The 22,700-nt window shown below is 51.2% G+C and carries 34 protein-coding genes; 16 read left to right on the top strand and 18 right to left on the bottom strand.

What is annotated here, in order from left to right; translation table 11 throughout:
- Window positions 1–103: 103 nt before the first annotated feature.
- The 17 genes from ACJJIE_RS02580 to ACJJIE_RS02500 form a co-directional block, all read right to left on the bottom strand.
- Window positions 104–400 (bottom strand): head-tail joining protein, encoded by a 297-nt coding sequence (locus ACJJIE_RS02580; RefSeq protein ID WP_444893441.1) that lies wholly within the window; start codon window positions 398–400, stop codon window positions 104–106.
- Window positions 401–407: 7 nt separating this feature from the next.
- The gene (locus tag ACJJIE_RS02575; RefSeq protein ID WP_444893440.1) at window positions 408–779 is read right to left on the bottom strand and encodes a capsid cement protein; all 372 of its coding nucleotides are present in this window, start codon (window positions 777–779) and stop codon (window positions 408–410) included.
- Window positions 780–860: 81 nt separating this feature from the next.
- On the bottom strand, window positions 861–2,990 hold the full coding sequence (locus tag ACJJIE_RS02570; RefSeq protein WP_444893439.1) for a ClpP-like prohead protease/major capsid protein fusion protein: 2,130 nt from the start codon (window positions 2,988–2,990) through the stop codon (window positions 861–863).
- A 9-nt stretch (window positions 2,991–2,999) separates the two neighbouring features.
- Window positions 3,000–4,484: a phage portal protein gene (locus ACJJIE_RS02565; RefSeq protein WP_444893438.1), complete on the bottom strand. Its 1,485-nt coding sequence runs from the start codon at window positions 4,482–4,484 to the stop codon at window positions 3,000–3,002.
- A complete protein-coding gene (locus tag ACJJIE_RS02560) occupies window positions 4,484–4,699 on the bottom strand; it encodes a DUF6148 family protein (protein ID WP_444893437.1) in 216 nt (71 codons plus the stop codon). The genes ACJJIE_RS02565 and ACJJIE_RS02560 overlap by 1 nt, the downstream gene beginning before the upstream one ends.
- Window positions 4,700–6,712 carry a terminase gpA endonuclease subunit gene (locus ACJJIE_RS02555; RefSeq protein WP_444893436.1) on the bottom strand — a complete coding sequence of 671 codons (2,013 nt, stop codon included), beginning with the start codon at window positions 6,710–6,712 and terminating at the stop codon, window positions 4,700–4,702.
- Window positions 6,675–7,196 (bottom strand): hypothetical protein, encoded by a 522-nt coding sequence (locus ACJJIE_RS02550; protein ID WP_444893435.1) that lies wholly within the window; start codon window positions 7,194–7,196, stop codon window positions 6,675–6,677. The genes ACJJIE_RS02555 and ACJJIE_RS02550 overlap by 38 nt, the downstream gene beginning before the upstream one ends.
- Window positions 7,197–7,293: 97 nt before the next feature.
- Window positions 7,294–8,031, bottom strand: a complete 738-nt coding sequence (locus ACJJIE_RS02545) for a hypothetical protein (protein ID WP_444893434.1) — start codon at window positions 8,029–8,031, stop codon at window positions 7,294–7,296.
- A complete protein-coding gene (locus tag ACJJIE_RS02540) occupies window positions 8,021–8,269 on the bottom strand; it encodes a hypothetical protein (RefSeq protein ID WP_444893433.1) in 249 nt (82 codons plus the stop codon). The genes ACJJIE_RS02545 and ACJJIE_RS02540 overlap by 11 nt, the downstream gene beginning before the upstream one ends.
- Window positions 8,266–8,760, bottom strand: coding sequence for a hypothetical protein (locus ACJJIE_RS02535; RefSeq protein ID WP_444893432.1), 495 nt, complete (start codon window positions 8,758–8,760; stop codon window positions 8,266–8,268). Before ACJJIE_RS02535 ends, ACJJIE_RS02540 begins: the two co-directional genes overlap by 4 nt.
- Window positions 8,760–9,155, bottom strand: a complete 396-nt coding sequence (locus tag ACJJIE_RS02530) for a DUF5675 family protein (RefSeq protein WP_444893431.1) — start codon at window positions 9,153–9,155, stop codon at window positions 8,760–8,762. The genes ACJJIE_RS02535 and ACJJIE_RS02530 overlap by 1 nt, the downstream gene beginning before the upstream one ends.
- 255 nt (window positions 9,156–9,410) lie before the next feature.
- The gene (locus ACJJIE_RS02525) at window positions 9,411–9,869 is read right to left on the bottom strand and encodes an ECF-type sigma factor family protein (RefSeq protein WP_444893430.1); all 459 of its coding nucleotides are present in this window, start codon (window positions 9,867–9,869) and stop codon (window positions 9,411–9,413) included.
- 105 nt (window positions 9,870–9,974) lie between these two features.
- Complete coding sequence (locus ACJJIE_RS02520) at window positions 9,975–10,211, bottom strand: hypothetical protein (RefSeq protein ID WP_444893429.1); 237 nt, start codon at window positions 10,209–10,211, stop codon at window positions 9,975–9,977.
- On the bottom strand, window positions 10,208–11,956 hold the full coding sequence (locus tag ACJJIE_RS02515; protein WP_444893428.1) for a DUF5906 domain-containing protein: 1,749 nt from the start codon (window positions 11,954–11,956) through the stop codon (window positions 10,208–10,210). Before ACJJIE_RS02515 ends, ACJJIE_RS02520 begins: the two co-directional genes overlap by 4 nt.
- The gene (locus tag ACJJIE_RS02510) at window positions 11,953–12,993 is read right to left on the bottom strand and encodes a PriCT-2 domain-containing protein (protein ID WP_444893427.1); all 1,041 of its coding nucleotides are present in this window, start codon (window positions 12,991–12,993) and stop codon (window positions 11,953–11,955) included. Before ACJJIE_RS02510 ends, ACJJIE_RS02515 begins: the two co-directional genes overlap by 4 nt.
- Before the next feature lie 306 nt (window positions 12,994–13,299).
- Window positions 13,300–13,596: a hypothetical protein gene (locus ACJJIE_RS02505; RefSeq protein ID WP_444893426.1), complete on the bottom strand. Its 297-nt coding sequence runs from the start codon at window positions 13,594–13,596 to the stop codon at window positions 13,300–13,302.
- A 138-nt stretch (window positions 13,597–13,734) separates the two neighbouring features.
- Complete coding sequence (locus ACJJIE_RS02500) at window positions 13,735–14,004, bottom strand: YdaS family helix-turn-helix protein (protein WP_444893425.1); 270 nt, start codon at window positions 14,002–14,004, stop codon at window positions 13,735–13,737.
- Window positions 14,005–14,115: 111 nt separating this feature from the next.
- Here ACJJIE_RS02500 and ACJJIE_RS02495 point away from each other — a divergent pair, with 111 nt between their 5' ends.
- Complete coding sequence (locus ACJJIE_RS02495) at window positions 14,116–14,982, top strand: type II toxin-antitoxin system RelB family anti-toxin (RefSeq protein WP_444893424.1); 867 nt, start codon at window positions 14,116–14,118, stop codon at window positions 14,980–14,982.
- Window positions 14,983–15,079: 97 nt separating this feature from the next.
- On the opposite strand, the gene ACJJIE_RS02490 is transcribed toward ACJJIE_RS02495, so the two are convergent.
- A complete protein-coding gene (locus tag ACJJIE_RS02490) occupies window positions 15,080–15,448 on the bottom strand; it encodes a hypothetical protein (protein WP_444893423.1) in 369 nt (122 codons plus the stop codon).
- A 301-nt stretch (window positions 15,449–15,749) separates the two neighbouring features.
- Between ACJJIE_RS02490 and ACJJIE_RS02485 the strand changes: the two genes are divergently transcribed.
- The 15 genes from ACJJIE_RS02485 to ACJJIE_RS02415 all read left to right on the top strand — a co-directional run bounded on the left by ACJJIE_RS02485 (window position 15,750) and on the right by ACJJIE_RS02415 (window position 22,690).
- Window positions 15,750–16,085, top strand: coding sequence for a response regulator transcription factor (locus tag ACJJIE_RS02485; protein ID WP_444893422.1), 336 nt, complete (start codon window positions 15,750–15,752; stop codon window positions 16,083–16,085).
- Window positions 16,082–16,264 carry a hypothetical protein gene (locus ACJJIE_RS02480; RefSeq protein WP_444893421.1) on the top strand — a complete coding sequence of 61 codons (183 nt, stop codon included), beginning with the start codon at window positions 16,082–16,084 and terminating at the stop codon, window positions 16,262–16,264. The genes ACJJIE_RS02485 and ACJJIE_RS02480 overlap by 4 nt, the downstream gene beginning before the upstream one ends.
- On the top strand, window positions 16,261–16,590 hold the full coding sequence (locus ACJJIE_RS02475) for a hypothetical protein (RefSeq protein WP_444893420.1): 330 nt from the start codon (window positions 16,261–16,263) through the stop codon (window positions 16,588–16,590). Before ACJJIE_RS02480 ends, ACJJIE_RS02475 begins: the two co-directional genes overlap by 4 nt.
- Window positions 16,583–16,909 carry a hypothetical protein gene (locus tag ACJJIE_RS02470; RefSeq protein ID WP_444893419.1) on the top strand — a complete coding sequence of 109 codons (327 nt, stop codon included), beginning with the start codon at window positions 16,583–16,585 and terminating at the stop codon, window positions 16,907–16,909. Before ACJJIE_RS02475 ends, ACJJIE_RS02470 begins: the two co-directional genes overlap by 8 nt.
- Window positions 16,906–17,214 (top strand): hypothetical protein, encoded by a 309-nt coding sequence (locus ACJJIE_RS02465; protein WP_444893418.1) that lies wholly within the window; start codon window positions 16,906–16,908, stop codon window positions 17,212–17,214. The genes ACJJIE_RS02470 and ACJJIE_RS02465 overlap by 4 nt, the downstream gene beginning before the upstream one ends.
- Entirely contained in the window at window positions 17,214–17,372 is a 159-nt protein-coding gene (locus ACJJIE_RS02460; protein ID WP_444893417.1) for a hypothetical protein, read from the top strand. The genes ACJJIE_RS02465 and ACJJIE_RS02460 overlap by 1 nt, the downstream gene beginning before the upstream one ends.
- A complete protein-coding gene (locus ACJJIE_RS02455) occupies window positions 17,369–17,656 on the top strand; it encodes a phage antirepressor KilAC domain-containing protein (protein ID WP_444893416.1) in 288 nt (95 codons plus the stop codon). The genes ACJJIE_RS02460 and ACJJIE_RS02455 overlap by 4 nt, the downstream gene beginning before the upstream one ends.
- 23 nt (window positions 17,657–17,679) lie before the next feature.
- Window positions 17,680–17,979 carry a hypothetical protein gene (locus ACJJIE_RS02450; protein WP_444893415.1) on the top strand — a complete coding sequence of 100 codons (300 nt, stop codon included), beginning with the start codon at window positions 17,680–17,682 and terminating at the stop codon, window positions 17,977–17,979.
- Between the two features lie 88 nt (window positions 17,980–18,067).
- Entirely contained in the window at window positions 18,068–18,421 is a 354-nt protein-coding gene (locus tag ACJJIE_RS02445) for a YfdP family phage-associated protein (protein ID WP_444893414.1), read from the top strand.
- A gap of 59 nt (window positions 18,422–18,480) precedes the next feature.
- The gene (locus tag ACJJIE_RS02440; protein WP_444893413.1) at window positions 18,481–19,326 is read left to right on the top strand and encodes a DUF2303 family protein; all 846 of its coding nucleotides are present in this window, start codon (window positions 18,481–18,483) and stop codon (window positions 19,324–19,326) included.
- Window positions 19,327–19,385: 59 nt separating this feature from the next.
- Window positions 19,386–19,652 (top strand): hypothetical protein, encoded by a 267-nt coding sequence (locus ACJJIE_RS02435; protein ID WP_444893412.1) that lies wholly within the window; start codon window positions 19,386–19,388, stop codon window positions 19,650–19,652.
- A gap of 70 nt (window positions 19,653–19,722) precedes the next feature.
- Window positions 19,723–19,878, top strand: coding sequence for a hypothetical protein (locus tag ACJJIE_RS02430; RefSeq protein ID WP_444893411.1), 156 nt, complete (start codon window positions 19,723–19,725; stop codon window positions 19,876–19,878).
- A 4-nt stretch (window positions 19,879–19,882) separates the two neighbouring features.
- Window positions 19,883–20,278 (top strand): hypothetical protein, encoded by a 396-nt coding sequence (locus ACJJIE_RS02425; RefSeq protein WP_444893410.1) that lies wholly within the window; start codon window positions 19,883–19,885, stop codon window positions 20,276–20,278.
- 50 nt (window positions 20,279–20,328) lie between these two features.
- Entirely contained in the window at window positions 20,329–21,765 is a 1,437-nt protein-coding gene (locus ACJJIE_RS02420) for a DNA cytosine methyltransferase (RefSeq protein ID WP_444893409.1), read from the top strand.
- Between the two features lie 10 nt (window positions 21,766–21,775).
- Window positions 21,776–22,690 carry a hypothetical protein gene (locus ACJJIE_RS02415; RefSeq protein ID WP_444893408.1) on the top strand — a complete coding sequence of 305 codons (915 nt, stop codon included), beginning with the start codon at window positions 21,776–21,778 and terminating at the stop codon, window positions 22,688–22,690.
- Window positions 22,691–22,700 lie beyond the last annotated feature (10 nt).

The following is a 22,700-nucleotide window of genomic DNA, read 5'->3' as shown; positions in this document are numbered from 1 at the left end:
CTTTCTCACTTCGCTGATTTTATTTACTTTCTTTTGAATTTAAGCAATTCAAACAAGAGCCATTATGGCGATCATGGATTCTGTATTGCCCCACCTGTTTGGGTTACCCATCCACCAACACCCGCCAAACAACCCCATCATCCGCCAGCCGCTTGCGCACCGTGTACTCCACACCACCCAGCGTAATCACCGCCTCTGAGTTATAAGCACCCACTTCACTCACCAGCAGACTCAACTCAATACGCGGCACCCGCACGCGCTCCTCATCGTCGAAGTCATCAATCTCCTGCTCAAAGATCACCTTGCAATCAATAGGCTCAGCACCGCTACCATCGGTATAGGTAGCGGCTTTGCCCCATTTGCGAAACGCGCGCTCTGCGGCTCTCTGGTCCAGGTCCATGAGTCACTTATGCCTTAACGGTGCCCGGTACGCCGGTAAACTTGACGGCAAAACTGGTAACGCCATTCCCGGCGGCCTCTGCGGCGAAGGCGGTGGAGCCGGTGATATCGCCAGTGGCTGCGGTTGCTGCATTACTATCGAATGAGCTGGAGGCGGTTACCCAGGTGAGGGTTTCGCCCTGATTGATCTCTGCGGCGGATACCTTGGACACGGTGAATACGCCATCAATGGCAATCACGCCGGAGGCGCCCACGGCGATATCGTCCATCGCGACACCCAGGACGGCACCTGCGATTACCACCTGGCCAGAGGTAATCGCTGCGCTGGTGTTGTTGGTGAAATCGAGCATGCGCCCATCTTGTACAAAATTCGTAGCCATAATCTTTCTCTCAGTGGGTAAAGCGGTAGAAATAAAAAAGGCCGCGTACTGCGGCCCTTTCCGGTTTAATTTCAGTTGGGATTAGGTTTTGGGTGTTTTCACCATGCCTTTTGCATCCCAGGCTTTAGCGGCGGCATCCAGTCGCACTTTGAATTCCACCCCATCAACACTCCAACCATTTTGCTCTTCTAACACCGGGGCCTGCTGACCATCCAGATAGAGCACTTCGATGGTGTCATGCGCTACCGGGTCGGCATTGAGGTACCAGCCGTTATGTCCGCTAAGGCGCGCATCAGAGAGCACTTCAGCAATATTGCGCACGCTGTTCGGTGTGGTGTTGTTTTTGGTGGATTCGCCCACTTCGAATTCGGATTCCAGAGCAACCTTTGCGCTGCCCTCGTCGGCAATATCACAGAGCAGGAACTTGGGCCGGATATTGAGCACTGCGCTGCCATCCTTTTGCTTGCCCATTAATACCCGTGCGGCGTCGATGCTGGCAGTATTGATGCCTGACTTAGAGGCTAGGTTTCCATGATCGTCATGGAACAGGGCTTTACCATCGGCCATCTCGGGATTATTGAGCAGGATACTGAACACCAGATCCCCCACGGTGCGCACGGCGGCGAGGCCCATCTTTTGCGGGATTCGGGTGAATGCGCCCAGGTCGTCATTAATAATCGCCTGGCGGTTAATAGAGAAGAGTTCCCCGTAAGTAGCCAGTGCGGCAGTCTCGGCCCGTTCGCCGATACTCACATATTTAAATTCTGCCCCGGGTGCGACTTGGCGCAGTGAGGGGAAGCTGCCCAGATCTGTGCGGGTGGTGAGTTTAAAGTCACTGAGATTGCCGACACTGGTAAAGCGCGGGAAAATTTCCTGCGCTTCTTCATAGCCCTTCAGCATGGATTTATTGGCGATATTGCCGAGTACCGTTGCGAAGTCACCCGAGCTATGGGTAAAGGCTGCGGCAACCACACCCATTCTGTCCAGCCCGGACAAGCTTTGGCCGTGGGCCTGCATGAGGATGCGGGCAATCTCCATCATGGTGTAGCCGCTGAGCTCATTGCCCTCTGTGCGCTTTTCACCAAGGGCACGTACAGCAATCGCATTTTCCGCATCGGCTTTCATGCGCTTAATGCCTTCACCTTCCTGTACCACCACGCTGTAGCTTTGCACGGGGGTTGGGGTTTGGCTGCCGAGGGCTGTGAGCAGTTTGTCTTTGGCTTTTTCGGCGGTGCAGTCCATATCATTGAGACATTCCTGCATCACAACACTGTGCGCTTCGAAGCCTTTAAATACGGCCGTGATATCGTCTTTGCGCTTTTTTTCATCGGCAGCAAATTGCGCTTTGGCATCGGCAGCAATTTGCGCTTTCATTTCTTGGGTAACCTCGGGCGCAGCGGTTGCAGCTGGCGTGGTGGAGGTAGTTGTGGTCATAGCTTGCGCTTCCTTGGTTTGGGTTTGGGTTGGATTGCCTGCAACCGCAGACGGAGTAGATGGATTATTGGGAGCTGAAATATATTTTGTGATTGCAGCGGTAAGTTCAGAGGAGTCCCCCGAACCATTTGCCAATATGCTGTGGGTTATTTCCGCAGCGCTTTCGGTGCGAATAGGTTCAGGCGCATTTTTGAAAGACGACACCAGGGATTTACTGGTACAAGCCTTCATCTCAATAGCTTCGGTGGTATCAGCCGCAAAACCCGCTGCTACCGCTTCCTCACCGATATACCAAGTCTCGTCATCCATTAATGGTATGAGCTGTTCTATATCTAACCCGGTTGCATCAGAATATTCACGGACCATCACATCGCGCACTCTGGCCAGTAAATCACGGGCCTTCTCCATAGCTCGATAATCTCCCGATACGCTACGGGCCGGGTTATGAATCATGAAGTAGCCGTTTGCGGCAATATGCCTTTTTTCAGGCTTTGCGATGAGAAAAAGAATGGTTGCCATACTTGCGCAGAGCCCATCAATCCAGCATTCAATTTCAGCTGGATGCTCCTTCAGCAAGGTAAACATGGCAGTACCGTCATACACACTTCCACCGGGCGAATTGAAACGTAGATTGATCTTGCTAATGTTGCCCAGCCCACGTAAATCCCTGGCAAATGCACTAGCAGGGATTCCCCAAGCTCCGATCTCGTCATAAATAAAAACTTCAGCTACGCCATTGGCCTGGGCCTTTATGTCGTACCAGGATTGATCAGGCATAAGTCTCTCCTACTCGGAATCAGTATCTTCTGCGGGGACCGCAGTGCGTTTGGTTGGGGTGGTAATGTCGTTTTGTTTGAGCTTTCGCTGCCAGGCAGCAGTTTGCTTAATCACATCGTCCGGCTTTTTGCCGCGACGGCGGATGGTCTGCTGTGGGCTGGCCAGTACATTTTCCAGCAGGGTTTCATCGGCGCTGGCTTCATGGACCGGATTAATCCAGGGCATCACCGGGGTAATAAAATCGACGTGCATTAATGTGGATGGATCGACATCACTCGGCACTTTGAAGGCATCCGCCAGTAAACCCATCTGCACCCAGCGGCGGGTGGCCGGCTCTACAATTTCCTCACAAAATTCCAGGCTGAGGGTTTCATAGTTTGCCCACTGCTCCACCAGTTCCTGGCGTTGCGAGCTATAAGTCCCGTTGTAGTTTTTGCTGATGCTGCTAAAGCTGGCCATGGTGCCGGTGGCAGTCATGCGCTGCATGGTTTCTAAAAATGGGGTTAGCAGACCACTGGGGCGATTACTTTGAATGGTACCGACGGTTTCCCCTGGGCGGAGATCGTCATAGATGGCACCGGCGCGGATATTGAGAGTGCGGTTTCCTTCATCATCCCAAGAAGAATCATGCTCATAAGTATCAGGGCTGCCCTTTTGGATAAAGCCGACCATGGCTGAGGCAATCTTGGCGGCAACACGCTCGTTTTCTTCATAGTCTTTAATATCAGTAAGGCGATTCATTACCGCTGCAAAGATGGAAACCCCTCGGGTCTGGTGCAGCCTGCGTACAAATTTCAGGTGCTCGATATTTTCAGCGCTGTGGAGCCTGCGCTTCATACGCCAGTTAAATGAGGCACCGGGGTGTTCGTCGTACAACCAAAAGCCAGAGGGTTCACCCCAGGCAGATTTTTGAATGCCTTGCACAATGCGCTTGCTGGGATCGTTGTAATCCACCGGCAGGAAATCCGGCTCCAGGCATTCGATGGTGTAAGGCACGGAAGTGCGGTGTTTTAAGCCGGGCACTGTGCCCTGCAAGTGCCGCATTAAAGTTTCACCATCGCGCAGCCAGGTATTACATAAAAGCCGCTGCGCTTTGCCCCAGCTAAATTGCCGGGTGCATTCCGGGCGCCGCGCCCATTCCTTGTGGGCGTCATTCATTTGGCTGGCGAGACCGTCGTGGATATCGCCATCCCAGGTCTTGGGTTGGAATTCCACATCGATACCGCGCGGGCCGACAATGTTATTTACCAGGGTGGTGAGAATGCCAAAGGCAAAATCGTGGTTTTGCTCCAGGTGCCGGGCTTGGCCGCGCAGGGTTTCCACACTGCCTTCCAGCACCAGATCACCGCTGCGGTTATCACCGGGGTTTTTGCGCAGGCGACTGGGGCGCGCGGCTTCATAGGCGGCGGCGATCTCCAGGGCACGCCGAGCTTGTACACGGCGCAGGGCAGCCTCGGGTGCAAAAAACCCGATGACAGAATCTAATTTATTCATTAATTAAAATTCGCGTAGGCGGGCCCAGAGCGTTTGCCGGCGGCCTTTAAGGTTTCAGCAGTTGCGCGGCGCTCCCACTCCTGACGACCCGCGCGGATTTCCTGCAGGTTCTCGGCGGTAAATTGGCGGCCGTTAATGACCGTGGTTTTTCCAGCGAGCACGTCTATCTCGGCCTCGATATAGAGGTCGACCATCTCTTGTGCGGTTTTAGACATTTAACTATCCAGTAGAGAGCCGGCTGGCTGCGCGGGCTGCCTTGGTTTCTTAGTAGTTGGCTTGGATTGTTTAGGTGCTTGAGGCGATTCTGATTCACTAAACAAAGAACGTTGGCCCAGTCGAGATTCGATCGTGGACCATTTTTTCTCGTTGTTCTTGTACAGATTCTTCGCATAGGCTGCGTGCAGGGCATAGACCTCTGTATCTATTCCTTCGTTAGGCCTACCCGGACGCTTTTGCCAGGTTTCTCTGCCTCTATACTTTTTGCTCGGTGCTTTTACTTCAGCAGTCACCTGCTCCCAGTAATCCTGTCGCACATGCTTACAACTGTGCATATAGGCACTGGTGCCTAATAGTCGCCTAGCAATCAGATCTTTGGCCTTGTGAGTACCCACCATGTATACCTTCACTTCATGGAGGTCTGCTTTAGTAGCGCGCGTAGGATTTCTAACTTCAGCTTTCCTTGGATGAGAAAATATTTCTTTACTACCAAAGTCTCTACTGTCGCCCTTAATCGCCATAACGAGGACGCGACGATATTTTCTTTTTCTAGTCCTTACCCACTCATACACCGCGCTACTGGTAGTACCGTCAGAGGAGTCGATGCTAACCGCAGATGCGTAAATCTCACCAAAACGCTCATGCTTAAAGCCTTGAAACAATAACTTGTCCAGAGCATCCCAGCAGCTATCACGCTTATCTACTGTGTCGCCATCTATTTCGCCCCAGTACATTTGCCAGCTTTCTTCATTGCGACCAAATGCACGGATGGTGATGGCGAGTCGATCGTGCTGGACATCGACACCGGCAGTCACCAGCAAACCGCCAGCAGGACAAAACAGTTCTGGGTAGTCTTCAGCAGCTTCTTCCAGTTTCTCGTGGTCCAGTAACCGATTGGCAGCATATTTATAAGGTCTGCCTAACTTGTTGTTTTGGAATACGATGCGTGCAGATTCATCGCCGCTTTTGGCTTCGTGCTCAGCCTCTAAGAAATCCCTAACGACCTCCGCCAATCCTGTGCCAGGGATACACACATAAAGCTCCGATAGCTCCATAAACGTCTCTATCGGTTCTATCTCATCCTGCTCATAGTCTTCGCCGCATTGGGTTTTAACCCAGCCGGCAAATTCATCACCGTTTTCACGCGCTGTTTTACAGGTCTGCAATATATTGGCTTGGCGGCGGTAGTCATCCCATTCACTGCCACACTTGGGGCAACCGTAAACTGCGGTTTCTGGCTGATTCAAACCAAATACCGGGTGCGGCGTGCCGCCCTCTTTCTCTAGCCAACTAACGTTTTCCCAATCCAACACATGAGACTCACCGCAGTCATGGCAAGTAACCGGCAGTACACGCATGGTGCCGAGTTTGGTGTAGTGCTCCACCTGGGAGAGATCCGCAACCGCAGGTGTACCACCGATAATTAATTTCTTATTGCGCATCCGCTTGAGGCGTTCGCGCAGGTGGCGAATGGAATCGCCCTGATCGCCGACATCTTTATTGGTATCGTCAGGCTCCTCTACATAGCCCCGGCGGGCTGATGTGGATTTCACATTGGAAATGGAGTTGGAGCCAATGGTGCGCACTTCACCACCGGGAAATTTCTTTCGCGTTGAGCGGCTGCCGCCTTTGCGGCTTGTAGTGACATCAATCACCTTACTCACTGCTGGTGAGCCTTCAATAATCGGCACCAGCTTTTCATCCATAAACAGCCGGCCTTTTTCATCCTTGGGGAACAGCATCAGGATGCGGGCGGGCTCAGTAGCGGCAACCTTGCAGATATCGGTAGCCAGCAGAACCGTCCAGCCGATCTGCGCGGCTTTCTGCATCACCACCATCCACGACACCGGATTATCCAGCGCGTGCATCACGCCCCAGAAATAGGGCACATAATCGTTGCGGTAATAGCCCGCGTTATCGCTATCCTCAGACGGCAGTTTGATATTTTCTGGCAACCACTCAATCAGCGGAATTTTAGGCTGCGGTATCCAGGTCTGGCGTACCTCCTTCACCAGCCTCTGTAAATTCAATCTCGTAACCGCCAATAGTTCTGAGGGCAGCTTCAATGTTTGGCTGTAGGGGTTCTCTGTCGACGGTAATGGCATACTGACTTTCGATAGCAATAACGATGCTTTCTACCGCTCCTTGAAATTCATTTTTTCCAATGGTGGACCACTCCACCATCGCCTTGCGAGTCGACTCAAGGTCAAGAATTAATTGATCGTCCTTATACAGCTCGCGCATTTTCATCTGAGCATTCACCTCAGACTCAATGGCTTGGGCCATGTCACGGCGGTTCCGGGCTTCATTAGCCTGCCGGCCAGCGGCTTCTGTCCGTAGTCGCTCACAGTATTCTTGAAGCCAAACCCTATAACTGGCACCTTCAGTAAAAACCTCTGCCTTGTAGTGCTTGGCAATAGCCGGTTGTGAGGTACCAACCAAGCGAGCAAAACCAGACTGAGTAGCCTGATCATCGAGTGATAGGTTGTCAGCCAAGGTATAACCCCCTAGGAAATTTCAGATATCTGTTAAAAAAACACGGTCCGAATTACCCGTATCACGGATTTCTCAGGAGGACCCGTTGACGTTTAGGTCAACGCCGTTTGGCTGTCGCAATGGCACGATCCATTGCCTTATCAAGCTCAATCGGGAAGTGTCGCCGCGCTATGCCCTCGGCAATTCGGAAGAAGGGGAAACGCTTGCGATAGTTTGGTTTCTTTTTTACGAAGATAAGAATGGGCCTAACGGATCTGCGCCGCTTGTACCCTACCCTTTGCCACACACCTAAGGTGCCTTCAATCTTTCCAACGAAGTAGCCCTTAGTGATGCCCCGTTTAGCCTTACTACGGTTGCTATTGGTTGCGTTCTGGGTTGGGTCACGGCTGGCTCTAACTTGAGAGAGGATCTTGCTATAAGTGCCGCCCGAGATATTGCCATGCTTATTCAACTTGGCCCCTTCACCGTGCACTGCATACATCCCCTCAGGTAGTAAGCCCGCGTGGCGCAATGCCTGCTCGAACCTCTTCACATTGCGGTCAACACCAAGTATGGCTGGCGCTAAGTATTTACTGGGCGGCGTTCCCTTGGTTGCCTGATCACGAATAAAGACTTTCGCCACACCCGAGCGCTTAGTGGCTTTCTTTACCAGTACAGAGTTCAGGGTTAGGTTCGCCGGATTGGCAAAGATGCGCCCAATGGCTGCACGCTCCTCCCCCCGTATACGAAACGCCACATTGTTCAGCGCAACCGAACTGGCATAGGGCAGCTGCTTTTTTAATTCAGCCGATGCCTTATCAAACTTTGAGGTATCCAGCTTTACACTAACGTCCATCGCTCAGCTCCTCAGCAGGGTTATCCTCACCCCGCTTCATCTGCTCACGCTTCAACTTAATATCCTGATGCCGGTAATAAGCAAACACCGCGATGGAAAGCAGGCCGGTGGTGAATGCACCGTAGGTAATTACATACTGCTCAAACGCCGATGCAACCTGAGCTGTCACGCTACCCACTCCCGCAATCCATATCATCAGCCGCTCCATTGCTGTATTTGCTGCATCAGTTGGACTCATTGAACCACCCTCTTCGCTGCGCCTTTCACCGCAGCCAATGGCTTCATGATGTGCTGGCTGATCCCATAAGAACCAAAGAAGAAAATGACCACTGCCGAGAAAGCACCGAACATCAGCATCGACCCAGCGACAGACCAAATAAACTTCGCGTACCCAGCATCCCACGGCCACACCATCACAGAGGCCAATACTAAAAACATCTCGATGCGGATAATGGCCAAGGCCGCAAAGCGCCGGGTTAAGCTGCGTTGCGTATTCTCACTCGCCGTGCTCTCAACATGAGCCACCACCGTACTGATAATTTGCTTGCGGGCCTCAGAGGCATGGCGAATTAATTCTTTCGCATCTTCCGCGCTTTCCTGTTCGGTGTAAGACAGGCCATCAATCCAACCACCCGCTCGCACCAGTAGCCCGTTATCCTTGTCGAGGATATCGTCCACGGGTTTAGCGTTACTGCTGAACAACCCTGTTATTCCAGACCAAATACCCATCACGGATACTCCGGCACATAGTGCGTAATTGTCAGATTAAAGTTAGGCGGCAACATATCCCGTAGTTGATCCATTGCCTTGCGTGACTGCATCACCCACCAGCCACCCGGAGCCACAGCAGAACCAACACCAATGCAGCCTTGAACATCAGAGGAATAATTAGCCGTGTGGATTAATATTTTTGAACGCCCAGGAACCTCCAGCAGTTCCCACACATTGGGGTATCGCCATGAGCTATACGCCTCACAAGAATAAACACCCTCGGGGATACAACTCTCAAACGGGCGGTTACCCAACCACGGACGCTCTACCGTATAAAACATACAGTCGCGCACTCTCAGCCGCCCCAATGTGGCATCAGGCCCATAGGCGAATCGTTGTAGGTTGCAGTCCATGTGTTTGCGCTCAGTGCCCTGCGTTGCAGAGCAAATAGAATTCAAAAAAAACGGCGCCCAAAAGAGCGCCGCCAAAGATCGTACAAGGATGAAAAATGAAAGACCCAAACGCAAAAAACCCAGCTGGGGGAGCCGGGTTTTTTGCGCGATCCGAAAATGGGGGAATCGGATTTGGTTCTTTCTTACCCACCTATGGCAGGATGCCTAGATTTAATAATTTATTGTCACGGATGTAAAGCCCTAACTTAGAAATATTTACGCCACTCTTGGACCTTGCGAACCAAATAGCTCCACATCTAATAAAACATGGGCCGCATCAAGATGGCGATAATAGGTACGAACGGAAACACCCGCAGCCTTTGCCCGACCTTTAGCAGAAAGGCCCTCCCGTAAATACTGCACTCTCACAACCTGACGCAGCACTTCCGGCAATTTACGCAAAGCCTCTTCAACTTCCATAGGCTCCTCATCAATTAAAACTACCGGCCCCTTACCTCGCTGCCCCTGGCCACTGCCTGCGCGCATATTGGCGGTAATTCTTCTCGCCCGGTAAGTTATCGGGCTCACCCGTATCTCATTGGTCCACTGGCCAGAAGATGAAGAACTCACACCGTTCTCCATAATCGCAGCCATCGGCGACTTATATTGCCGCGCCATACTTCCAATTACCTGAAGCGCCCAATCAAGCAAACGTTTCTCAACTCGATCAATCATCACACCCCTCCTCTGGAAAAACCTGAAATTAACTACCCGTATATGTCCGTATATATCCCGTACAGTAAAAAAATTAGGTATACGGCTCTGCAGACCGCATGGTTACTAGGGTTTTTGCACTTCCCGTATACCCGTAATACAAAAACCCCTCACGCGCAGAGAAAAAATAAATACTGAATTCTGAATAAATACTGCCGCAGTAATTGCGCGCGTGCGTGCGCGCACGTAAGAGGGGTACAGGTATACGGGAAGTGCTAGGAAGCTAGAAATAACGGGGGCTGCAGAGCCGTATACTGTATAAACATCATGTACGGGAGCCCAGCGGGGGTATACGGGAATCATGCGGCTTCCTCCTGAGATGTACCGATCTCTTTTCGAAAAGCCTTAACACAATCAGACAACCACTCTTTTTGAGTTTTGTTATACGGCGCAGAGTGCAATAGAAAGAAGGTTCCTTGCACACCCTTTTTAGGAGGTCTGCCGTACCCACCCGGATTATCATACTCCAACCGGTTCCTCTTCTGCACCCGTGCAGCCATCGCCTCAGAAAAGCGGTTCATATCCATTTGATGAAATCCACCTGCACGACACCATCGCTTATAGACTGAATACAGATCCCCGGTTAAACACGTAAAGTATGGCGCCTCCGTCTCTCCTTCTTTCCAAGCTCTGAAAAATACCTCCCAGCTAGGCAAACCAAAGCTAATTAATCGCTCCTTGGCACTGGTCATAGGCGGCTTGGTGCGAGTATTAAACTCACCCAGCTTCCAATCTAATAAAAACTGATAGAAAGCCTCAGCTCCACCATTCTCCAGCTCCTGGCCCACACCTTTCTGTAAGTCCATAGGCAAAGTTTTCAAAGGCCACACAACTAAGAAACGCCGATCCATAGGTTCAACCGGGAATGGCAATACCTCATTAGAAAGAAACACACTATTCATATAGTTCGCCTCCTCCCAACCAGAGACAAACTTTTTCTCAATACGAGTGGTCGCACCGGTAATCATCTGCTTGATGTTACCAGTCTGAGAGTACTTCTTATCTCTCGAAAAGATCTCCTCAAACACACCCCAAAGCAAAGAGGACTTCCAATCCGTATAAGCACTTTCAATCTGATGCTGGCCCAGCGTAGCGCTATATTCACCATAAATCTTGCGCATCACCCCATCAAAAAATAGAGACTTACCAGAACCATGAACATCAGAATGCACAAGCAACGCCGTATCCATTTTGGAACCCACATACTGCAACGGATACGCCAGCCAACTCACCATCCAGCGCCAAACCGCTGCATCTTCATTACAAAGATGATTCAGCAATGCACGGATGTTTTTACACTTATCCCAATTCTTTTCTGGATTCAGTGGTAGCTTCTGGAAAGTATTGATGTGTGTTTTAGGGTCAGTCCGGCGCGTTGGATCAAAAACCACATTCCTATGCGGCACCATCTTCCTATCTGGATGCCGATACCAAATATCATAAGCATCTGGCGAGATATGCTTAATCACCTTTAATGGCATCCTCTCCCAATGCAAACTATCCCACGCCTCTTCCGTCCCCTCCAATAAAGTGAACCGCTTCAGCAAATCGCCCACTCCCCCTGCCCCCTTACTGGCGGCCTGGCGCGCAAACAGGAACTTATGCACATCGCTCTCAAGCACCTTGCGCTTATCCGTAGCTGCCATAAACGCCTTAAACACATCTGGGCCCACTTCAGCTTTAAAAGCAGTAGATTTAAATTCCCGGTGCAAATGCTCATCCCACACCTTGGTGGTACCAGAAATCAAAGCAAAGCGCTTTTTCGCATCCTCAAGCGTAATTTCACGCGCCTCTGCCGTTATAGAGGGTACGGGAGAATCAGCAGGCTCGCTCGGCTCAGAATACTCGGGGGGAATATCATCAATAGGCGGAGCATCAACAGGCCCCGAATAATCATCAGCAATCGCAGCGGGCGCCTCAATAGATGGGGAGCGGGGGAAGAAAACCACATTCTCCATAAACTCATCCCACTGCCGCCGCACCTCCCCTAATCCATAGCGGCAATGGATATCATTAAAATCAAATCCCTCTGGCTTTTTCTTACTCACGCTGCTTTATCCTCCACCTCATCACGCAGAGACGGAACCCACACCGCAGCATCACCCACAGCCTTTGCCGCCTCCATAGCCTTCTGCACACCATCATTCACATCCAAGTGCAGATCATTATCAGCAGCGAATACCATGTGTTGATCAGGGAAGCGCTCGCGGATCAACAGAGCCACCACCTTTAAATTGCCACAGTCAAAACAAATCAATACCGGGCACTCTGTGGCCTCATGGGCACTGGCACCCGTCGAAAAGCCCTCAACCAATACTAAGGGTTTACGTGGGTCCATCTTTCCAAGGAGTACATACAGACCCGACTTACGCCCATTCCGTAAAAACAACTTCTTACCTGAGGGTGTAATAATTTGTAGATTCCAAATCACACCATCAATATCAGTCATAGGGACTGCAAAATATCCACTCTTGAAATAGTGAAACTTCGGGCGTCCTTCTTTCGGCAAAGCGAAAAACTCTGATATTTTTTCCTGATCCTCAACCCGCTCCAAATGATCATCCCGCTCAATCAACAACAACGCCGAACGGAAAAAGCGCACCCCATGGGCACCAATTTTTTTAACCCCCAGGTACTTACTCCGCCCTGTAGGTTTTAATTCTGACCAAATCGCCTGCGCCTGCTGCTTTACCGCCTCATGCCAGGCCGCAGTTTCTGCCTCTTCCCGCTGAATATCCTTGGCCCGCTGTGCATCACGCGCCGCCTTTTCCTTTGCCCAGGCCGCCTTCTCTTCCGGTGTTAACTCCCGGCGCTCAAACTGATAGCCGCCCTCTTTCGCCTTCGCAAATAAGGAACCAATACCAATACCACCTGCTGACCGCTTGAAACTTTTCCAAGTGCTTTTCGCCGCGCGCGGGCAATAGTTATCCGCCTGCTGGCTCCACTCATCCCAGATATCAAAGGCTGAATCGCCGAACTCCGCCTTAATCGCCATACCCATCTCAACCCAGGTATCACGCGCGGCATAATCGAGAACAAACGTGAGCGCACGGCGCACATCATCCATAGTGCACTGTTCGTACATAGAGAATTCCCCCTAAAACAGAAGCGCCCGAAGCGCTGAGAAGTGAGTGCCGGTCTTCCACCGGCTCAGGGTTTTTCAGGCCCTTAGCGCTGTTTCTCCACGATGCAAATAGGGTTTCCCGTGGTCGTGTCGTGCCGTTCTTTAAGTCCCCACACTGCTGCCCTATTCCGAACGGCGGAGACTAAATAATTCTGAATACCGGTCTTTCCCGGCTGTCAGCGGTCTTTCCCGCCGTCTTCAAAGCGGGCCGGGTTGGCGTCCCTCACCGGCCCTTCCTGTGGTTGTTCAATAAACCTTTAAGGGTAATTACTGGTAGGTATCAATTACCCAAAAATCCCAATCAAAATCACAAGAATCATCAGAGCGACAAAGCTCAACTTCCTGTCCGCATTCAGGGCAGCACGGCACTGATACAACGACCTTAGTGCCCGGAGGGAAGTTCTTGGCCTCTAAGTCAAATGAATTCAAACCACACACCACACCCATCTCGCCATCAGAAGTCGCCGCCCATTTGGGCTCAATCCGATCACATTTGGGCTCACCATAAATATCCGGGGCTGCTTCGAACTGCATTACCTTGTGAAATGTTTTTACCGGCTTCATCACCTTGCCTCCCTGTACAAATCCCCATATACCGCAGTGAATTAATCCCGCTCGCTGTTCATCGCAAAATGGCAGGACAATAAAATGGGGAATTGAAAATGATCGTTATTCTGGTTTCTGAAACGAACCCGCACGGCCTTAACTTGCCTGCCGAACTTCTGGCATGGCTTGCCGATCAGCAGCCTCAAACAGCTCAGCCAGTTTCGGGCAAAGATCCACAGCCCGAACCACCCCACCTGCCACCTGCTCCGCACGCAGAGCCAATACAGCTGACGCACCATGATTTCCATTTAATAGGTTACTTATGGTGGGCTGACTGATGCGCAGGGCCTTGGCTGCCGCTTTCTGGCTTCCAAAGTGCTCAATCAGTTTTTTGATGGCCTTTTCGACCTGATCTGACTTGTCCATGCCTGAAGAGTATCGGTACACCTATACTTCAGTCAACTGGTATTCCAGTTTTTCATACTATAGGTAGACCTATAACATAATGCGCCTAATAAAACCCCACGGGATTCACCAGTGACCGACCTGAAGGACAGACTAAAAGAGGCCCGCAAAGCTGCCGGAAAGACGCAAAAGCAAGTCGCAGAGGCGGTGGGGATCACGCAGCCCTCTTACTCAGAACTAGAAAATGGGCGGTCCTACGGTACTCGCTACATCGCGCAAATAGCTCTCCACCTAGGGGTTAATCCGGTTTGGCTAGCCACCGGCAAAGGTGAAATGCGCCCCCCTCTGATAGAGGAGATCCGGCGCAAAAACTTAGATCCGCTGCTTGAAAAATATGGAGTGGAAGGGCTAAAGGAAAAGCTTCCCGAACTGGAAAGCCACATTCACTTCATCTTCAATGAAAAGCGCCCTATCAATAGCCGGGTTGCCAGGAAGATCGAGGCCGGACTGGAGCTCCCCCTGGGATCACTGGACTATGACTCAACAGCAAAAGAAGCTAGCAACTTTGGTAGCAATGTAAGCCCAGGCCCACGTATACAGGGACGGGTACCGTTGATTAGCTGGGTTCAAGCGGGTGCGTTCTGCGAGTCGATTGATATATTCGAGCCGGGTGACGCAGAAGATTGGATACCTTGCCCCACTAATCACTCAGACCGCACTTACGCCTTGCGCGTAAGCGGAGACAGCATGACCAGCCCACACCCTGGTCAAAAGTCCTACCCAGAGGGAACGATCATATTCGTGGACCCCGACAGGGCCATAACCAACGGCTGTCGCGTCATTGCCAAGCTTAATGGTGAAGCAACCTTCAAAACCTACGCTGAAGATATGGGAAAAGTCTTTCTCCGCCCGATCAATCCAATCTACCCTTTGATGGATGTCACTGGCACGGATATTTCCTTTTGTGGCGTTATCATTGGCTCCTTCAGCCCAGAATAACACCCACAAAAAAGCCCGCTCACCAGCGGGCCTTTTGCGACCAGAGAAGGCTAAAACAGTATCTTCTCTGCCATACCTACTTCAATCGCAATTCAATTCACCCAGCAAATTGGGTTAACTTTTTAACCCCCCCCGGTGAACACTCAAGGACTACACTCTTTTCATCCAAGAATTTGACCTCAACATTATTCTTGCTGTCCGAATAAAATGACCCTAAATAAGCCAATACAACTGCGATACCTACCCCAATAAAGCCTACAATCATCCCCAAAACAATACTCAAAATAATTGCCCCAAGCAGAAACCCAAAGAGACCAAACTTTTTCTCTTTTACCTTCTGCGAGGATACTGATTTTATTTTATCTGGCGAATAAATAACTTTGCTTGCACCTTCAACCACAAGATAGTTATCCCTGCTAATGTATGCAGATCCCTCTACCCCAAAACTCCCACTAATAATTTTCATTAGCCACCCTATTAGTTTTATTTGCTTCGAAAACCTTAAAGCCTGTCTCACCTGATTAAACACACTTTGCTTATATTGTGCGCCTTACAGGTCACAGCACATCCCTCAGGTCCACCCACCAGCACTACCCTCGCCACTTCACACTCCAGCATTTCATTGCCGCCATCCGTAGACAGACACGCCCTCAGCCTACCAACAACCACCCCAACTTCAACTTAACAACAAAATATAGGGATACCTATTGACTCGATAGACTGGCACACCTATATTTCGCAGTAACACCACGGACAGGGCACCCAACATGGACACCGCCACAAGCCACCTCAGACCCCTGGCACCACGCCAAGCGGAAGCGCTAACACATCGCGCCCGAGGGCTCTCAAACCGGGAAACCGCCCAGGCTATGCAGTGCTCCGTCACTAACGTCAGCAACCTGCTCGCCGAGTGCTTCTACAAACTGCACGCCCGCAACAGCACCGACGCCGTGGCCAAGGCGGTAAAACACGGATTAATCCAGTTCGTCCTGATCGCCACGATTGTCAGCGGAATTGGCGCAGAGCAAGAACAGCTACGCACCCGATTCCAACGCCGCCTCACCTCACAAACCATCCGAAACAACCGGGAGGGAATCGCATGACCGCCACCGTGTTTGTACACCCCACGGCGATGAGTAAAAACAATATCGACCGCCTCAAGCGCCGCATCGATATAGCCAACGCCGTCCACAAAATTGGCACCCGCCTAGTGCAGCCAAAACCCACCACCGCAAAGCCAGTAAATAACAACTGGTCACCGTTTGGAGGTGATGCCGCATGAACCAATTCGAATTTATTGATCTGCCCGTCAGTGACCTAGAAAAGGCGCACCCCTTCGGAGCATCTAGTAGAGAAATTATTGTGATCGATGGCGAAACCGCTGGAGAAATATCTCTTTACAAAGATCGTCACGGCAACAACGTCTACTCAGCCCACTTAGGTGTGAACTCAACACCAAGCGGGTACACGGTGGGGCAAGGAAATACAAAAACTGAAGCTATTCAGAATGCCCTGGAGAACCTTTTAAATCGGGCCGGCGCTTTTGTTGACTCGGTTAAAAATCTGATGTCATCAGCAGCTGGAGTAGAGGTGATGCCGCATGAATAACCTTGAATTTATTACTCAGGACGTTAGCGAGGGAGAAGCAAAATCCCATCTTCCCGCACTCTCTAAGGAAACCGTTGAACTACAGGGAAAACCTATAGGAGCAATAACTAGCCACCGCATCGGCGGCGGCATCGAACTCAAAGCTGTACTCAATGTTCACAGCGACCCGATCCCACATTCAGGCCTAGCTATAGGCTGGGGAATAACCCGAGACCAAGCCATACAAAACGCCTTCACTGATAGCCGTAAGCGCGCAAAAGCCTACATCGAATCAGTCGACCATCTGGAATTTCAAATAAACGGGGGCCAAGCCGCATGAGCACAAGCGAATTTTCTCCACCGGATTACAGCGCCCCCACCTTTCTGGAAAAAGGCGCTCAGCATATGCGCGATCGCGCAGAGCAACGCGATAGCGAAGGCGGCGAACGCACCATGGCCAAAACCGTATCAGCATTTAATGCCCTATACGGCACCTCCCTCACTGAGGAAGAAGGCTGGATGTTTATGGTGTTGCTCAAACAGTCCCGTGCAAGCTGTGGCGTATTTGTGCCAGACGACTATGAGGACGGCTCAGCCTATTTCGGCCTAGCCGGTGAAGCCGCCGCAAAGGCCAGAGCAGCCTGATGAACGAGTTCAGCCGAATCTTAGAGCTGTACGAAGAACTGCAGGCCAAGGTGAAGCTGCAAGAAATTGAAATTAAAAGTATGCGCGAACAAGTCGCCACACTTTCCGAAGCCATCCAAGGCCAAGCCCCACAACAAGAAAATCAGGAGGCAGCGTGAACAATCAAAAAACTTTCACCGTCACTCAAGCCGCCCGAATGCTAGGAATGGGTAGAAACAATCTGCTAAAGCTAATGCGCAAAAACGGCTTTTTATACAGCCACGAACCTATGCGCAACTCCCCCACAAAGTGGGCCCTAGAGCAGAAATTGCTTCATCAAAAAACAGGTGAGTTTTTCAGAGGGCCGGTAAAAGTCCAGCACATCACCGCACTAGTCACGCCGAAAGGTATGGCCTGGATTCGCGATATCGTCGAAACACAGACCACACCTAAAGCCAGCTAGACCTCATAAAAACAAGGACAGATATGAATACAACACAAGTTGAAAAGCACTTAAGTCTTCTAGGCATGAAGTGCCAAGACAAGGTAACAGGACTCAAGGGCGTAATAGTAAATATAGGCTTTGATCTTTATGGGTGCGTTCAAGCAATTGTACACCCAGGACTCAGCGCAGACGGTAAGCCCCAAGAAACCATATGGTTCGATATTTCTCGCCTTGAAATAACCAGCAAAAAATCAGTCATGGAACGACCTAATTTTGAATTTGGGCACATTGCCGAAGGCCGAAAGGGGCCAAGCGAAAAACCCCTAGAAAGCAAGTATTAAAGTTCAACCGCGCCCCAGGCGCATCAGTCAGCTGTAACCGTTAGGGCTGCCGGTACGGAGCCCAATTTTAAAAAACTTGGAGCATCCCATGAGCACAAACGTAACCCAGGTATTTGCCGATTTGGACGGCGGAGTATTTATAGAAAAACTAGCCCACATCCTCAGCGATGTTGCCGGCGCAGTTACCGATCACGAGAAAAAAGGTGAGGTCAGTATCAATCTGAAATTATCCAAAATCCAAAACAGTGATCAGGTTCAGATTGAGCACACCTTGAAATTCAAAAAGCCGACCATGCGCGGCTCCATTATCCAAGACGACGCCACATCCACTCCGATGTACGTCGGCACCAAAGGCGCTCTGAGCTTCCACCCACAGAAGCAACCACCGCTATTTGATCAAGACAGTAGCGGCAAAGTGGCCTCACTCAAAAGCAGCGGCTAACACAAGCCATCAACCTTTAACCCACCCACAAAACTCAAAAAGAAAATAAGGATTTATCTATGACCATGGACCAAAGTGCAGTAAAGGAAATTAAGCAGTCCCAGGCGATAGCAACGATAGACGTGGCTATCCGTAGCAAGGATCTTGAAAAACCAGTTTTAGCAGTACCCACTGATTTCAGGCTGCACGACCTCGAATGCTATCTGCCAGGTAGAACCCGGCTTCGAGGAGCAATGCAAACAATTGCTTTGCTTGACTTCATTTCCTATTCCCTGGATCACCGTAAAGATAAAGACTCAGCGTGTTTTGTCGATCCCGCAAGAATGTCCGCTGAAACCATTTTCAACCTCGGCACCGATGCCAAGCCAGGGCACGCTGATTTCTCCGCTGAAGTAACCCTGATTAAAACCGCAGAGTATAAAGCGCTCTTGGATATCAATGGTCAGAGGCTCAGCCAGAAGGAATTGGCAGAGTTTTTGGAGGACTATGCCGAAAATATTGTCTGCTACGCTCCAGACGGTGAAGCAATACCCATCAGCGAAGCCGTCGCTGCCGTGCGCTGCCTGACCATCGAAGCCTCTCGCAAAGCGGATTACGAAGTCCAAGACTTCAAGTCCAGCCGCAGTGATCTCGAAAATATCGAAGCTCGCAGTGAAAAGACTTTGCCCGCCGGCTTTAAATTCGAATGCGTTCCTTACAACGACCTTAGTATTCGCACCTTTGATCTGCGCCTCTCAGTCATTACTGGGCGCGAAGCTCCCACACTCAGCGTTCGGATTAAGCGCCTTGAAGCCGCCCAGGAAGATATGGGCAGAGAACTCCAGGACAGGCTCGCCGATGCGTTCGCAGCAGAAGATATTTCCGAGCAAAAAATAGAAACCTATATCGGTTCCTTCTCCCCCTAACCACAAACTCTAACGTCTCGGGCCGCAGGTACTGGACCCTAATACAGGACCAAGATCCAATGAAAAGATACGCACTATTCACCGGCACCTACGACTTAATGATGGGTGGCACCGAAGATTTCAAGCGCTCCTACGCTACCGAAAAGGAAGCCTACAAAGAGGTAGAGCACATCGCCCAAAAAGATCCATTCACAAAATGGGCGCAGATATTCGACAAGAAAACCGATACAGCAAAAATTTATCTTATCAAAGATAAAAAAATCACTGAGGACAAATCCTCAGATTGCCCTCACTCAAAAGAGACCGAAGCACCACAAGTCGCCTAGCCGAAAATAAAACCAGCTTTCTCAGCCCGCCCAGTGCGGGCTAAGTGGGTAGAAAAACACGGAGGAAATTATGCTTATTTTCAAATCACCGCTATCAGCTTTAGCCCACATCGTAGCAGCCAACTGGACGGATAAATTAATTACCACGCCGACCCAGAACAAATTTACCGGCAAGCAAAATAAACTCAGCCAGAAAGCTCGGCGAAAACGAGCAAAGTGGAGCTAAGTTCATGCCCAAGCGTAAACCCCGAAAACCCATGAGCCAACGCGCCCTGCACGCCCGCCGAGTAAACCGCTGGCTACCTGGTTTAATCCTCACCGCGCGCAGCAGTACCGGCCTGGATACCGATGGCGATCCTATTTTAAAGATCACCCACCGCCGCCAACGCGGCGCCGTAGGCGATATCGCCCGCGCTGATTACCAGCATGAAATATTGAACTGGCAACACCACTGGCTGGTAACGGTATTTGTTGAGTGTAAAACCCCTGAAGGCGATTTCTATAAAGACTCGACCGAGTTCGAAGCCTACGGCGTCCGCCTTAATGACCTAGCCGAATTAGTGCGCCCAGAACTGGACACCATAAAAAACAAAGCCAACCCCAACCACTACAAAGACCACGGCTAGCAAGCAGAGATTCTGCCGAATCGTAAACAGGAAAAAGGGAGAGCAGCGTAGTGTCGGATATTCATCAGTTTCGCACAGCTCCACAAATTGGATTTAATTTTGATGAGCTGGTGGTAGACAGCTTTGCCGGTGGTGGCGGAGCTAGCACAGGAATAGAAGCTGCCTTAGGACGCCCAGTAGATATCGCGATTAATCACGATCCTCAAGCTATTTCCATGCACACCGTGAACCACCCGCAAACACGCCATTATTGCGAGAGCGTATGGGATGTAGATCCACGCAAGGCAACCAATGGACAACCTGTCGGCCTCGCTTGGTTTAGTCCTGACTGTAAGCACTTCAGCAAAGCCAAAGGTGGCAGACCAGTAGAAAAAAAGATTCGGGGGTTGGCCTGGGTAGTGATCCGCTGGGCGGCAACCGTGCGCCCTCGTGTAATCATGCTTGAGAATGTCGAGGAGTTCCAAACCTGGGGGCCTTTAGCTGAGGATGGACGCCCCTGTAAAAAGCGCAAAGGCCAGACTTTCCGTAGCTGGAAACAACAGCTAATCAGCCTTGGCTACCAGGTAGAGCACCGCGAGCTCCGCGCTTGCGACTACGGCGCACCTACTTCACGCAAACGACTATTCCTAATTGCTCGCTGTGATGGCAAACCCATCATCTGGCCTGAACCAACTCATGGCGATGGCCTAATCCCCTACCGTACAGCCGCAGACTGCATTGATTGGAATATTCCTTGCCCAAGTATTTTCGAGCGCAAACGCCCATTAGCGGAAAATACCTTGCGCCGCATTGCCCGTGGAGTGCAGAGGTTTGTCATCGAAAATCCTGAGCCTTTTATTGTGCGCATTGGACACACAGGCCGGAGCGGTGACGGTATGCAGTACCGACTCAATGAACCGCTAACCACCGTCACCAGCAAGCAAGAACATTGCCTGGTGGCTCCGTATATCCAACCCTACTACGGCGACAAAGGAAACCAGGCTCGCGGACGAACTATGGACCAACCGCTGGCCACTCAAACCACTGAAAACCGTTTTGCCTTATGCGCTGCATTTTTAGCGAAGCACTACGGTGGCAATTATAACGGGCCAGGTCTGGCAATGACCCAGCCACTGAGCACCGTAACGACCGTTGACCACCACGCACTGGTAGCAGCGTTTCTGGTGAAGTATTTCGGCAACTCTGTAGGAACGGGCATGGATGAGCCACTACACACTGTCACCAGCAGAGACCGCTTTGGCTTGGTAACCGTTCATGGAGCTCCCTACCGCATTGTTGATATCGGTATGCGAATGCTTGAGCCCAGGGAGCTCTACCGTGCGCAGGATTTCCCTGAGAATTACATTATCGACAGGGATGCAACTGGAGCTCGCATCACTAAAACCCAGCAGGTGGCCAAGTGCGGGAATTCAGTCTGCCCTCCAATAGCTGAAGCTTTGGTGCGGGCAAATATGCAGCCAGCCATTGCCATACCGGCAGCAGCTTAAGGGGCCAGCAATGAAACTCTGGCAATCCCTCACCGGTATCGCCGCGCTGATCTTCTGCGGCACCAGCCTCGCGTTTACTGTGCAGCTGTGGATATCTATGCCCGCAGGTCTCGGCGGGCAGGTGGTGGCCGGGGCCACGGCGGTGGCGCTGGAGCTGTGCAAATTCAGCTTCGCCCCGCTGGGCCTCTGGTTGTGCAGCCAAGGGCAAAAGAGCGGCTATGCCCTGCTCTGCCTTTGGCCCCTGCTGGTAGTAATCAGCATTGTTGCAACGGTCGGATTCCTCGCCACTCACAGCGACGAACAGCAACAGCGCAGCACCCGTAACAGCCAGGAATACCAAGCGTTGCAACAGCAGTTAAACAGTTTGCAACAGCAGGTCAACACCCTAAACGGCTTGATCAACACCGACGCCAACAACGGCTACCGCCAGCGTGCCATTAATACCGCCGCACAGTTATCCACAATGGAAGCTGAGCGCACGCAGCTCATAGAAAAGCTATCCACAATCGAACAGACACCCAGCACGCACAGCGCCTTCAGCAGCTTGGCGAGCACCCTCAACACAGACCCGGCAAAGGTTCAGCATATCGGCTTCCTCGCCCTAGCGATCATCACAGACATCGTGGGGTTGGTTGCGTTACTCGCGTTTAACGCTGCCGTAACGGTTGCGAAACGCGCCACTGCACCGTTGCAACAGCCTGAAACGGTGGAAACACAACCGTTACACACCGCCCACTTGAATGAAGAACAACAGCAACTCGCCCAGCGAATCCGCGCCGGGGAGTTCGGCCACAAGCCCGTCATGCGCAACATCATCAACGAAATGCGTCTTAGGCACGGAACCGTTAAACCCGTTTTCGATGCCCTGCAACAGGCGGGCACACTCAAACGCAACGGCCAGGGGTTTGCCCTGGTGCAGAGCTAGAAGGTAAGGA

The sequence above is a fragment of the Microbulbifer maximicatervae (SeqCode) genome (assembly GCF_052467325.1).
Note: the sequence above shows the minus strand (reverse complement) of the source record. Positions and strands in the feature narration are given on the sequence as shown.

Bases quoted from the DNA above. Each gene is read 5' to 3' on its own strand.
- ACJJIE_RS02565 (WP_444893438.1), bottom strand. From the start codon at position 4,484: ATGAATAAATTAGATTCTGTCATCGGGTTTTTTGCACCCGAGGCTGCC.
- ACJJIE_RS02540 (WP_444893433.1), bottom strand. From the start codon at position 8,269: ATGAGTCCAACTGATGCAGCAAATACAGCAATGGAGCGGCTGATGATA.
- ACJJIE_RS02465 (WP_444893418.1), top strand. From the start codon at position 16,906: ATGAGCACAAGCGAATTTTCTCCACCGGATTACAGCGCCCCCACCTTT.
- ACJJIE_RS02470 (WP_444893419.1), top strand. From the start codon at position 16,583: ATGAATAACCTTGAATTTATTACTCAGGACGTTAGCGAGGGAGAAGCA.
- ACJJIE_RS02430 (WP_444893411.1), top strand. From the start codon at position 19,723: ATGCTTATTTTCAAATCACCGCTATCAGCTTTAGCCCACATCGTAGCA.
- ACJJIE_RS02425 (WP_444893410.1), top strand. From the start codon at position 19,883: ATGCCCAAGCGTAAACCCCGAAAACCCATGAGCCAACGCGCCCTGCAC.
- ACJJIE_RS02445 (WP_444893414.1), top strand. From the start codon at position 18,068: ATGAGCACAAACGTAACCCAGGTATTTGCCGATTTGGACGGCGGAGTA.
- ACJJIE_RS02480 (WP_444893421.1), top strand. From the start codon at position 16,082: ATGACCGCCACCGTGTTTGTACACCCCACGGCGATGAGTAAAAACAAT.
- ACJJIE_RS02485 (WP_444893422.1), top strand. From the start codon at position 15,750: ATGGACACCGCCACAAGCCACCTCAGACCCCTGGCACCACGCCAAGCG.
- ACJJIE_RS02525 (WP_444893430.1), bottom strand. From the start codon at position 9,869: ATGATTGATCGAGTTGAGAAACGTTTGCTTGATTGGGCGCTTCAGGTA.
- ACJJIE_RS02520 (WP_444893429.1), bottom strand. From the start codon at position 10,211: ATGATTCCCGTATACCCCCGCTGGGCTCCCGTACATGATGTTTATACA.
- ACJJIE_RS02560 (WP_444893437.1), bottom strand. From the start codon at position 4,699: ATGTCTAAAACCGCACAAGAGATGGTCGACCTCTATATCGAGGCCGAG.
- ACJJIE_RS02505 (WP_444893426.1), bottom strand. From the start codon at position 13,596: ATGAAGCCGGTAAAAACATTTCACAAGGTAATGCAGTTCGAAGCAGCC.
- ACJJIE_RS02415 (WP_444893408.1), top strand. From the start codon at position 21,776: ATGAAACTCTGGCAATCCCTCACCGGTATCGCCGCGCTGATCTTCTGC.
- ACJJIE_RS02490 (WP_444893423.1), bottom strand. From the start codon at position 15,448: ATGAAAATTATTAGTGGGAGTTTTGGGGTAGAGGGATCTGCATACATT.
- ACJJIE_RS02570 (WP_444893439.1), bottom strand. From the start codon at position 2,990: ATGCCTGATCAATCCTGGTACGACATAAAGGCCCAGGCCAATGGCGTA.
- ACJJIE_RS02580 (WP_444893441.1), bottom strand. From the start codon at position 400: ATGGACCTGGACCAGAGAGCCGCAGAGCGCGCGTTTCGCAAATGGGGC.
- ACJJIE_RS02545 (WP_444893434.1), bottom strand. From the start codon at position 8,031: ATGGACGTTAGTGTAAAGCTGGATACCTCAAAGTTTGATAAGGCATCG.
- ACJJIE_RS02435 (WP_444893412.1), top strand. From the start codon at position 19,386: ATGAAAAGATACGCACTATTCACCGGCACCTACGACTTAATGATGGGT.
- ACJJIE_RS02530 (WP_444893431.1), bottom strand. From the start codon at position 9,155: ATGGACTGCAACCTACAACGATTCGCCTATGGGCCTGATGCCACATTG.
- ACJJIE_RS02535 (WP_444893432.1), bottom strand. From the start codon at position 8,760: ATGGGTATTTGGTCTGGAATAACAGGGTTGTTCAGCAGTAACGCTAAA.
- ACJJIE_RS02440 (WP_444893413.1), top strand. From the start codon at position 18,481: ATGACCATGGACCAAAGTGCAGTAAAGGAAATTAAGCAGTCCCAGGCG.
- ACJJIE_RS02460 (WP_444893417.1), top strand. From the start codon at position 17,214: ATGAACGAGTTCAGCCGAATCTTAGAGCTGTACGAAGAACTGCAGGCC.
- ACJJIE_RS02450 (WP_444893415.1), top strand. From the start codon at position 17,680: ATGAATACAACACAAGTTGAAAAGCACTTAAGTCTTCTAGGCATGAAG.
- ACJJIE_RS02575 (WP_444893440.1), bottom strand. From the start codon at position 779: ATGGCTACGAATTTTGTACAAGATGGGCGCATGCTCGATTTCACCAAC.
- ACJJIE_RS02510 (WP_444893427.1), bottom strand. From the start codon at position 12,993: ATGTACGAACAGTGCACTATGGATGATGTGCGCCGTGCGCTCACGTTT.
- ACJJIE_RS02500 (WP_444893425.1), bottom strand. From the start codon at position 14,004: ATGGACAAGTCAGATCAGGTCGAAAAGGCCATCAAAAAACTGATTGAG.
- ACJJIE_RS02475 (WP_444893420.1), top strand. From the start codon at position 16,261: ATGAACCAATTCGAATTTATTGATCTGCCCGTCAGTGACCTAGAAAAG.